This is a genomic window from uncultured Rothia sp., from assembly GCF_916049665.1.
Lineage (GTDB): Bacteria > Actinomycetota > Actinomycetes > Actinomycetales > Micrococcaceae > Rothia.
Genome location: NZ_CAJZIE010000070.1, coordinates 1 through 10,727 on the forward strand (window position 1 = coordinate 1; position 10,727 = coordinate 10,727).

Consider the following 10,727-nt stretch of genomic DNA (forward strand, 5'->3'; position numbering starts at 1 on the left):
CTTGCTTCGCTGCGGAGAGCGTCCGTGTGACACCCTGAGGGCGCTTCCGGAAAACGTAGCTGCACCCCAGGGGCTCCTGGCGGGTGCGTGGAGGTTTCGGTGGCCTCCGTAGTGACATCAGGGTGCCCGAAGCGAAGCGAGGGCGGGTGCCCCTGTAGGAACGAGGAGGGTGCCGAACCTCGAGCTAATCCCGCCGCGGGTGGTTCGTGGTTTGGGCGTGCGCCCCGTGCCTAGCGAACTGGGGCGGGGGAGGGCTGTCGCGTTTTAGCCCGTTGCTTGGTGGTTGGGTGCTTGTCGCGTATCAGAGTGTAACCCCGGTGAGAGCCTCGCCTAATCCTGCGGTAAACTGAAAGTTATGACTGCAACTCCGTTCTACATCACCACCGCCATCTCCTACCCCAATGGCAACCCGCACATCGGCCACGCCTACGAAACCATCGCAGCCGACGTGCTAGCCCGCTTCAAGCGCCTCGACGGCTTCGACGTGCGCTTCATGACCGGCACCGACGAGCACGGCCAGAAGATGCAGACCACCGCCGAAAAACTCGGCAAAACCGCCAAGGAACTCGCCGACGAGAACTCCGCACGCTTCAAGGCGATGAACGACGCCCTGAACATCAGCTACGACCGCTTCATCCGCACCACCGACCCCGACCACTACGTCGCATCCCAGGCAATCTGGAAGCGCATGGAAGAAAACGGCGACATCTACCTCGACAAGTACGCCGGCTGGTACTCCGTACGCGACGAAGCCTACTACGCCGAAGACGAAACCGAAGTCCGCGACGGCCAGCGCTACGCCATCGCAACCGGCACCGAAGTCGAATGGACCGAAGAAGAATCCTACTTCTTCCGCCTCTCCAAGTACGGCGACAAGCTCCTCGAACTCTACGCCAACGAAGGCTACGTCTACCCCGAATCCCGCCGCAACGAACTCATCTCCTTCGTCAAGGGCGGCCTGAACGACCTGTCCATCTCCCGCACCACCTTCGACTGGGGTGTGCCCGTACCCGGCAACGACAAGCACGTCATGTACGTGTGGGTCGACGCCCTCACCAACTACCTGACCGGCCTCGGCTACCCCGACACCGACAACGAGCTGTTCACCAAGTACTGGCCCGCCGACCTGCACCTCATCGGCAAGGACATCACCCGATTCCACTCCATCTACTGGCCCGCATTCCTGTGGTCCGCCGGAATCGAACTGCCCAAGCGCGTCTTCGGCCACGGCTTCCTGCTCGTCAACGGCGAAAAGATGTCCAAGTCCGTAGGTAACGTCGTCGACCCCGCAAACCTCGTCGACGCATTCGGCCTGGACGCCGTGCGTTTCTTCCTCATGCGCGAGGTGTCCTTCGGCCAGGACGGCTCCTACTCCGAAGAGTCCATCATCAACCGCATCAACTCCGACCTGGCAAACAACCTCGGCAACCTTGCCCAGCGTTCGCTGTCCATGGTCGCCAAGAACTGCGGCGGTGCAGTGCCCACCCACGGCGAATTCACCGAGGCCGACCGCAAGATCCTCGACGAGGCGGCAGCCCTCTACGAGCCCGTCCGTGCAGACTTCGACGAGCAGGCATTCCACCGCGCACTCGACCGCATCTGGACCGTCCTCGCAGACACCAACGCCTACTTCGCGGAGCAGGAGCCCTGGACCCTGCGCAAGAACGGCGAACTCGACCGCATGAACACCGTGCTGTACGTGACCCTCGAGGTCGTACGCCAGGTCGCCCTGCTGCTGCAGCCCGTCATGCCCGACTCGACCGCCAAGCTGCTGACCCTGCTCGGCGTACCCGAAGGCGAGTCCCGCCAGTTCGCAGCCCTCGGCACCGCGCTCGTGCCCGGCACCGAACTACCTGCACCCGCACCGGTGTTCCCCCGCTACGAAGCACCCAAGGCATAACGGCTGCTTCTGGCATAGCGAATAGCGTATGAAAGCCCTCGGCTTCCTGACCCCGAATGGGGGAGGAGCCGGGGGCTTTTCGCATGCACATATATAGGGGTATGGGTGCGGGATAGATGTACCGGTTGAGCCGCCACTCATACTTAAGGATGATGCCGGCCCCCCGCCCAGCCCGCCTCAGACGCTTCTCCGCCCGTGGGATTAGCGATAGCCCCTGCGTCCGTAGCTCAAGACCCGGTGAACACCCGCCAAAATCAACCTGGAGGATGAGTCAAACCCCTTAGTCAGCGCCACATTGCGTGAAATAATTGAACTATGACTACGACAACTCATCACGCCCAGGCGGCGCAGCCTGCCGTCTCCGCACGAAACCTTTCCAAAACCTACGGCATCGGTGAAGCCACCGTCCATGCCCTCAACAACGTCTCCGTCGACTTTGAGCAGGGCAAGTTCACCGCAATTATGGGCCCCTCCGGCTCGGGTAAGTCCACGCTGATGCAGACCATCGCAACCCTGGACACCCCCGACCCGAACCCGGCAACCTCCATTCGTATTGGTGGTACCGAGCTCTTCGGCCTGAAGGACAACGCCCTCACCGAATTCCGCCGCGAACACATCGGCTTCATCTTCCAGGCGTTCAACCTGGTGCCCACCCTCACCGCGGGCCAGAACATTGACCTGCCGCTGGGCCTTGCCGGTAAGAAGCCCGACCCGCAGTGGCGCGACTACCTGGTCAAGACCCTCGGCCTGGAAACCCGCCTCGACCACCGCCCCGAACAGCTCTCCGGCGGTCAGCAGCAGCGCGTCGCCATCGTACGTGCACTGCTCGCACGCCCCGAAGTGGTCTTCGCCGACGAACCCACCGGTAACCTCGACTCCAACTCCGGCGCCGAGGTGCTGCGCCTGCTACGTGCCGCCGCAACCGACCACGCACAGACCATCCTCATGGTCACCCACGACGCAAACGCCGCCTCCTACGCGGACCGCGTGGTCTTCATCAAGGACGGCATGGTCGCCGGCGAAATGATCGAACCCACCTACGACGCCGTCCTCGGCGCAATGGCACAGCTGGAAGGTCGATAAGCCGTGGCAACCACACTGAACACGGTGGCGCGCTCCAACCTGCGCGCCTCCAAAGGAAAATACGTCCTCACGGGCATAGGCATCGCGATCTCCTCTTTCTTTATCGCCGCCATTATGATGCTCACCAACTCGCTGCAGGCGACCGTCAACTCCTCCGTTGGTGACGTGCTCTCCCGCGCCGAGGCGGTTGTTGCCTCCGCCGCTACCACCTACGACGGTAAAGACAGCACCGCCATCTACCTGACCCGTGACCAGATTCAGAAGGTAGAGCAGAGCGACCTGCTCTCCGGCTACTGGGTGCAGTACGCCGTCACGGGTTCGATCGGTACCGGCGACCAGAAAACCCCCGTGCAGTACAACCAGCTGCCCGCCGACTCGAGCCTCTTCCCGTACAAGGTGCAGGGCAAAATCCCCAGCAACGACCACGAAATCATGGTCTCCACCTACTTCGCGAAGAAGCACAACCTCTCGCTGAACGGCAAGGTCACCAGCACCGACGTTGTGGAATCCGTCAGCGCCCCCGGCACCACTAAGACCGCCGAATACACCGTCGTTGGCCTGTTCGATCCCGGTTTTGAAGGTTCCACCACCAACCAGGCTGTCTTTATTGGCGGTACCAGCCTCGGCGAAGCCACCCTGAAAGCAGCCGAAACCGAAAACAAGACTTCCGCCGCCGGTTACCGAAACATGGCTGGCGCGAACCTCATCTACCTCAAGTTCAAGGACGGCGTAACCGACGCCAAGCTCAAGAGCCTGCAGGATACCCTCAGCAGCGGCGACAGCAAGAACGACCCGCGCGTTATGACCGGTCAGAAGCTGCTGGAGGACTACCAGAAGAGCATCTCCACGGTCTTCACCTCCATTAGCGTGGTCCTGGGCGCCTTCGCCGCACTGGCTCTGCTGGTCTCCTCGTTCGTCATCTCCAACACCTTCGCGGTGCTGGTCGGCCAGCGCATCCGTGAGCTCGCCCTGCTGCGCACCCTCGGTGCCCGCGGCGGCTCCCTCGTACGGATGCTACTCATCGAATCCGTTACCGTGGGCGTGGTGTTCTCCCTCATTGGTGCGCTGCTGACCTACCCGGTTGGCGCGCTAGTTGGTGCGAACCTGACCACCATCATGATTTCGTACTCAATCACCCCGATCCTGGTGAGTGTGCTCCTCTGCACCATCGTGACGGTTCTGGCGTCGCTCTCCCCGGCACGAAGCGCCCTGCGCATCTCGCCCATTAGTGCGATGAGCGAGCACACCAACCGCGAAGTCAGCAAGCACGGCAAGATCGGCCCCATCATCGGTGCCCTCTTCGCCATCGGTGGCGTTGTTGCCGTCGTGACTGCACTCGATAAGGCAACCAGCACGGAACGTGACGGTAACTCCGCAATCTTCCTCGGCATGCTCGCCGCACTGCTGCTCGGTATCGCGGTCTTCCTCATCACCCCGCTGGTGCTGCCCCCGCTGGTACGTGCCCTCGGCGCGGTCACCCGCACCCAGACCGGCAAGCTTGCACTCGCCAACGCACTGCGTTCGCCTAAGCGCACCGTCTCCACCGGCCGCGCCGTGCTCGTCGGCACCCTGGTCGTGTCGACTGTGCTGACCGGCTACACGGTTCTGAGCGCCTCGTTCGTCAAGGCTCTGGATCAGCAGTACCCGATTTCTGCGCAGACGACCTACCACCCGTTTGGGCACAACGATGCAGCCTCCACCGTGACCAAGGCGGAAGAGATTGCGTCCAAGGCAAAGGGTATTAAGAACGTTCAGGCATCCGCTGTTGGTTACGCCGGTGGTGTGGTCGACTACACCGTCGAGTACGAGGGCCAGAGCGTCAACCAGAACGCTAACCTGGTGGCGTTGAGCTCCTCCGACATGAAGGCAATCCTGCCGGACGAAAACTCGAATATTGCTGACGACACCGTGCTCGTACCGCAGGGCCTCTGGAAATCCGCAGGCTTGAATGAGTCCAGCCGCCTGAAGGCTCACGGCCCGCTCGGCGAAGTGGAACTCAAGCCCATCAAGTCCGTAACCAAGCAGCACCTGATGATCGTCAACCCGACCACCGCCGCCAAGCTGCAGGACGCCAAGAACCCGCAGGAAGTTCCCAACCCCGCCGCTGAAGAAGCCGAGAAGCGTATGCAGGAGGCAATCGCCAGCGGCGACCAGGAAGCTCAGGCAAAGGCCGCTCGCCTGACTGTCACCAGCCAGGCAACCGGTAACGGCACCGTCATTCTGGTGCGTGCCGCCTCCCCGCTGACCAGCAGCGAAAGCTCAACTCTGCAGACTGAGCTGAACCGAATCAGCCCGGACAACTCCTTCAACGGTGGCCTGCAGGAACGTCAGACCTTTGACCAGTTGCTGACCGTCATGCTGACCTTCACCCTGGTGATGCTCATGCTTGCAGTGGTCATCTCCATCATTGGTGTGGCGAACACGATGACCCTGTCGGTCAACGAACGCCGCCGCGAGAACGCGATGCTCCGCTCGCTGGGCCTGTCCCGCAAGCAGCTGCGCCGCATGATTTCCATTGAGGCGATTCTGATTACGCTCGCCGCAGTGGTGCTCGGCATGATTGCCGGTACGGTCATCGGCACGGTCTCCGCGAAGATCGTGATGGCATCCACGAGCGCCAGCGCCCCGCTCGTGCTTGACCTGCCGTACGTCTGGTACGTGGTCATCCTCATTGTGGGTGTGCTTGCTGCGATGCTCGCTTCGGCTCTGCCTGCGGCTCGTTCGGCTCGCATGTCCCCGGTTGAGGGTATGCGCGGCTAACCCGCTGTATCTGGCATAGTCACAGTACCCGGCAAACCCGGATACTCGGCGTGAGAAAGCCCCGGAGGGTGCCTCGAGAGGAGGCGCCCGCCGGGGCTTTGCCGTGTGCAGAGTGAATATATTCCTATGGGCACGGAAATAGATTCTTGGAGCTGACCTGCTGCCTGGCTTTGCGCGTATGATGGGGGTATGAGCACCAGCCACCCTAATCTGCGTCGCGGGTACACGCTGCCCCATGAAGCGGAGGTTCTTCAGATCCTCCGTGACGCTGGTGTGCGCCGTGCCCGACTCTTCGGTAGTGCCGCCCGCGGTGAGCTGACCGAAACGAGCGACCTGGATTTTCTGGTGCAGATGCCGGGTGTAGCCCCTTTTGACGAGTTCATGCAGATGGTGGACGCTCAGCACCGCATTGAACAGCTGACCCGCCGCAGCGTTGATATGGTCAGCCAGTTGCGCCCCCGCATCTATGCGGAAGCAGAACCGGACATGGTGGAGTTGCCTCTATAAGAAGTTGCCTGAGCTGATGAGCGACTTTGAGCGAATCATCGACCAAATACAAGAAACCACTTAACTAAAGAGCCCCGGAGGGTGCCTCGATAAGGAGGCGCCCGCCGGGGCTTCACTGTGTCCTTATATAAGGGAGCGCTAGTGGGCGATACCCGCCTCATAGGCCATAATGACCGCCTGCACACGATCACGCGCACCCAACTTCGCCAACACATGCGACACGTGCGTCTTCACCGTCGCTTCCGAAAGCACCAACTCCCGCGTAATCTCCGCGTTTGACAGGCCGCGCGCAATCAAACCCAGAACCTCAAACTCACGCGGCGACAACTGCTCAATCAACTCACGATGCGGATAATCCTGTGCTGGCTCAGCCGGAATAAACGTCGCCTTCGGAAGTTCAGAAGTAGCCGGGGGAGCAACAGGAGCAGATTCAGGAACAGGCGCGGCAGGAACACCGGGAGCAGCGGCGGGGGAGTCCAGTACCGGAATCATATGCTCCAGCAGACGGCGAGTCGCAGATGGTGCAATCACCGCATCGCCGCGGTGCACCGTACGAATCGCCTCCAGCAACTGCTCCGGCGGAGTGTCCTTCAACAAGAAACCGCTCGCGCCCGCACGCACCGCCGAATACACGTACTCGTCAATGTCGAAGGTCGTGAGCATAATAATGCGCACCCGCTCCTCCTCAGCCACTCCACGCTGAGCGTCACGCTTCAGGATGCGGCGCGCAGCCTCCAGCCCGTCGCAGTGCGGCATGCGCACATCCATGAGGATGACCTGCGGCGCCTGCCTCTCAGAGACCATACGGTCAAAAACGTCAATTGCCGCCAGGCCGTCATCAGCCTCCATGACGACCTGCAGGTCCGGCTGGGAGTTCACGAGCATGCTCAAGCCGCCGCGCACTAGGCGCTGGTCGTCGACGAGCATCACGCGGATTGGCTGAGTGGTCTGTGGTGCGGAAGAGTACATAGTTTCAATCCTAAGTCGCAGTTGCCGGGTGGAGGAATAAGGGTATTAGAGGTCGCGGTAGGGCAGCGCCGCCTCAACGAGCCAGCCGCCGTCGGGCTGCAGACCGTAGGTGAGGGTGCCGTGGTACAGGGCGATGCGCTCGCTCATGCCGCGCAGACCGTTACCACTGCCGGGGACCGGGCGAGCAATGTGCTGAGCTGCGGCAGAGGAAACCGGTTCGTTCTGCACCTGCAGTTGCAGGCCCTCATCGCCCCAGTGAATGGTGACGGTGGTTGCCGCGCCAGGGGAGTGCTTGAGCGCGTTGGTGAGCGCCTCCTGCACGGTGCGGTACGCCGCAAGCTCGGCGCCCTGCGGTAGGGTGCGTGCCATGGTGCCGGTGATTCCGGTGAAGGTGACGGGCAGCCCCGCGCGGCGGCTCTGCTCCACGAGGGCGGGCACATCGTTGAGGGTGGGCACGGGTGCGTAGGCGGTCGCCTCATCCGTGCGGAGTAGCCCGAGGAGGGAGCGCATCTGCGTGAGGGAGTCGCGTGCCGTGTCTGCGATGAGTTCGAGGGTCTGCTCGGCAATATCCGGTGTGCTCTGCTGTTGAACTTGATCCGACTGCTCAGCCTGTTCAGTCTGCTGAGCCTGTTGTGCGCGTGCGCTCGCGGCGGCGTAGCGTGCCCCGTCTGCTTGGGAAATGATGCTGGACAGTGAGTGCGCCACAATATCGTGCATTTCGCGGGCGATGCGGGTGCGTTCGTCCTGCGCGGCGAGGCGGCGTTCCTGTTCCTGCTCGTATTCGAGGCGGCGGGCGCGTTCTTTGAATTCTTCGCTGCGCAGTTCGCGCATGCGGCGGGAGTCGCCGAGGAACCAGAAGACGGTGAAGATGGATCCGCAGAGCACGCCGAGCATCAGGGAGATGAAGATGCGGGCGGGTATGTCGTCCCAGTGGTAGAGGAATGAGAGCGAGGCCTGCACGGTGACGGCGAGTGCGCCGACCCAACCGAGAATGAGGCCGCGGAAGCGGGCGCGGCGGCGCCAGTGCCGACCGATATGGTAGGCGGCGAGGCTGACGGGCGGGTAGCAGGTGATGGCGAGCGAGTCGGGGAAGGGCTCCACGAGGGTGAGGCAGAGCGCCGCGATGACCACGTAGATGCTGCCGTAGGGGAAGCGGTAGCGGAAGTAGAGTGCGGTGGTGCTGCAGAGCGCGGAGACGAGCGGAATCCAGCCGTAGCTGTTGACGAAGGCAACGGAGAGCATGCAGCAGAAGAACTGCATGTGTGCGACGACGAGGACGTTCATCCAGCCGCGTTTGTCTCTGAGGTAGGTTTGTACGCGGCTGGAGGCGGTGATGGCGTCGGCGGGCAGGTCGCTGCTTTCTGCGATGCCGCTGCCTGAGCCGCCGCGGGTATGCGTTACGGCGTGGCCTGATTCGGCTGTCTCGGTGCTGTTCTGTGGGTTCTTCTGGGGTCGGGTGCGCTTGAGGGGCATGGTTCCAGTGTATCGGGGTGTTTGCGAGGGGCCGGGAACCCCTTTTCTGCTCTCACATGCAGGAATATTCTGTGGTTTTGTGTGTGGGGGTGTGTGATTACGTGTGTGCGACACGCTAAAAACACCTATTTTGAGTGACCTTGATTACTTTTTTCTAGATTATTTATTCAACTAAAGCTTGAGAGTTTGGGGTTGTATGGGGTTCGAATTCGGGTTTAAGAGACCTGAAACTCCCTTAAGTAACCTATTTGGGTTGAAAAACCTTCAACCAAAGCGGAGGGTTTAAGGCAAACCTCCTGATCAGGGTCACATTTGGAACCATTGCGGTACAGGTTCTTGATGGGTATAGTTTTGGCTGTACCCGAAATCTGCGCCGGTGGTCTAAGACCCCGCAGAGCGAACACCAAGAGCTCTGAAGCGCGACTCCCTATGCAGGGGAGCGGCGTACAACATTATGTCGTTATCACCAGAGGTTAGGCGCAAGCCTACTTCACTCACTCGAATCTCATCAGGTGACGTTCTTCGCCGCGCACGACGGCGGGTGATAACTCTTATTCCTCAAAATGACATCACTCTCGAAGGACATATATGTCTACTAACATTTCTCGCCGCAAGGTTGTCGCTGGCGCAGCATGGGCTGCTCCGGTTGTTGCAGCATCTGCTGCAGTTCCCGCATTCGCTTCCTCCACCGAGTGTGAGTGGGAGTCCACCGCAGCTTACACCGCTGAAGGTTATGCAACCGGCGCTAAGGGCTCCGCATCCTTCATCGTTCCCCCGCTGGTCGACAAGATTAAGTTCGAGGTTGTCGGCGGCGCTGGTGGTACCAACTACGACGATATCGCAGCAGGTTCCGGCGCTAAGGTGACCGGTATCATCGAGGTCAAGCCCGGCCAGACCGTTCAGCTCATCGGCGCAGCCGGTGGTATCGGTAACGGCCCCCTGTCCCCCGCAGAGGGTGGCGAGGGCTACGGTAACGGCGGTTCCTCCAACCTGCCCACCCCCATCCCCGCAACCGTCATGCAGCGCGTCAACGCTATTTGGCCGAAGGACTCCAGCCTGAAGCGCATCATCTACTCCGCATCCGGTGGTGGCTCCTCCGCTCTGGTTATCAACGGTACCCCCGTTGCAGTTGCAGGTGGCGGCGGTGGCGCTGGCTTCGTGAACTCCGGTGGCGCTAACAACAACGAGCAGTACGCTGCGGCTGGCGCAGTTGACGCAGGTCGCCTGTGGCCCTCCGGCGCAAAGCGCAACGTGTACCCCGTTATCGGTTCCACCGGTGGTTCCGCTGATGGTGCAGAAGGTTCCGCAGGTAAGCAGGGTGCACTGACCTACGCTGCTGACACCTCCGTCACCACCACTGTTAACGCAGGTGAGGGTGGCTCCGCAGGTATCGGTGGTAACGGTGGTTCCAAGACCGACCTGCCCTCCGGCAAGTCCCCCAACGGCGTTCTGGGTTACTCCTCCGCTAACAACCAGGAAATCTACGCTTCCTCCAAGTCCGGTAACCAGGGTGGCGACGGCTTCAAGGGTAACGGTGGCGACGGCGTGGGCTCCTACTCCTACCTGATCGACAACAACGATCGCACCAAGAAGGAAGAGGGCACCAAGGACGGTAAGGGCTACGCTCTCGAGTACGAATCCATCGGCTTCAACTTCAACGGCTACGAGTCCGTCATCTCCGCAGGTGGTGGCGCAGGCTACGGTGGCGGTGGCTCCGGTGCTTCTACCTCCTCCTCCGCAATCGTTCTGACCCAGAAGTGGAACAACAACCCCAACGGTCTGCGCCAGAACGTTGGCTTCGCACAGTTCGGTGGCGGCGGTGGCGCTGGTGGCTCCTACGTTGCTCCCGGTGTTTCCGGTGGCTCCATCGAGTCCGCAGGTAACGCTCCGACCGAGCGTGGCAAGCGTGGCAACGGCTACGTCAAGGTCTCCCTCTGCAAGCGCACCGCGTAATTGCATAGACCTTTAGGGCTCTCACACTGAGTGAGAACTCATAACGATATTCCCCGGCTGATCATTCAGCCGGGGAATATTG

General features: G+C 61.4%; 7 protein-coding genes. 5 read left to right on the top strand and 2 right to left on the bottom strand.

Annotation, left to right across the window (positions count from 1 at the left end):
• Positions 1-355: 355 nt before the first annotated feature.
• The 4 genes from metG to QZ540_RS07180 all read left to right on the top strand — a co-directional run bounded on the left by metG (position 356) and on the right by QZ540_RS07180 (position 6,250).
• Positions 356-1,900: a methionine--tRNA ligase gene (gene metG, locus QZ540_RS07165; RefSeq protein WP_294628773.1), complete on the top strand. Its 1,545-nt coding sequence runs from the start codon at positions 356-358 to the stop codon at positions 1,898-1,900.
• Between the two features lie 315 nt (positions 1,901-2,215).
• Positions 2,216-2,983: an ABC transporter ATP-binding protein gene (locus QZ540_RS07170; RefSeq protein WP_294628775.1), complete on the top strand. Its 768-nt coding sequence runs from the start codon at positions 2,216-2,218 to the stop codon at positions 2,981-2,983.
• A gap of 3 nt (positions 2,984-2,986) precedes the next feature.
• The gene (locus QZ540_RS07175) at positions 2,987-5,743 is read left to right on the top strand and encodes an FtsX family ABC transporter permease (RefSeq protein ID WP_294628777.1); all 2,757 of its coding nucleotides are present in this window, start codon (positions 2,987-2,989) and stop codon (positions 5,741-5,743) included.
• A 189-nt stretch (positions 5,744-5,932) separates the two neighbouring features.
• Positions 5,933-6,250: a nucleotidyltransferase family protein gene (locus tag QZ540_RS07180; RefSeq protein ID WP_294628779.1), complete on the top strand. Its 318-nt coding sequence runs from the start codon at positions 5,933-5,935 to the stop codon at positions 6,248-6,250.
• A 138-nt stretch (positions 6,251-6,388) separates the two neighbouring features.
• Here QZ540_RS07180 and QZ540_RS07185 read toward each other — a convergent pair whose 3' ends face one another.
• Together QZ540_RS07185 and QZ540_RS07190 are read right to left on the bottom strand one after the other, a co-directional pair.
• The gene (locus QZ540_RS07185) at positions 6,389-7,219 is read right to left on the bottom strand and encodes a response regulator transcription factor (RefSeq protein WP_294628781.1); all 831 of its coding nucleotides are present in this window, start codon (positions 7,217-7,219) and stop codon (positions 6,389-6,391) included.
• A 45-nt stretch (positions 7,220-7,264) separates the two neighbouring features.
• Entirely contained in the window at positions 7,265-8,692 is a 1,428-nt protein-coding gene (locus QZ540_RS07190; RefSeq protein WP_294628783.1) for a sensor histidine kinase, read from the bottom strand.
• Positions 8,693-9,280: 588 nt separating this feature from the next.
• Here QZ540_RS07190 and QZ540_RS07195 point away from each other — a divergent pair.
• On the top strand, positions 9,281-10,645 hold the full coding sequence (locus tag QZ540_RS07195) for a hypothetical protein (protein WP_294628785.1): 1,365 nt from the start codon (positions 9,281-9,283) through the stop codon (positions 10,643-10,645).
• The last annotated feature ends 82 nt before the right edge of the window (positions 10,646-10,727 follow it).

Excerpts from the sequence above, each read along its gene's own strand:
- metG (WP_294628773.1), top strand. The coding sequence starts at position 356 with ATGACTGCAACTCCGTTCTACATCACCACCGCCATCTCCTACCCCAAT.
- QZ540_RS07170 (WP_294628775.1), top strand. The coding sequence starts at position 2,216 with ATGACTACGACAACTCATCACGCCCAGGCGGCGCAGCCTGCCGTCTCC.
- QZ540_RS07180 (WP_294628779.1), top strand. The coding sequence starts at position 5,933 with ATGAGCACCAGCCACCCTAATCTGCGTCGCGGGTACACGCTGCCCCAT.
- QZ540_RS07185 (WP_294628781.1), bottom strand. The coding sequence starts at position 7,219 with ATGTACTCTTCCGCACCACAGACCACTCAGCCAATCCGCGTGATGCTC.
- QZ540_RS07190 (WP_294628783.1), bottom strand. The coding sequence starts at position 8,692 with ATGCCCCTCAAGCGCACCCGACCCCAGAAGAACCCACAGAACAGCACC.
- QZ540_RS07195 (WP_294628785.1), top strand. The coding sequence starts at position 9,281 with ATGTCTACTAACATTTCTCGCCGCAAGGTTGTCGCTGGCGCAGCATGG.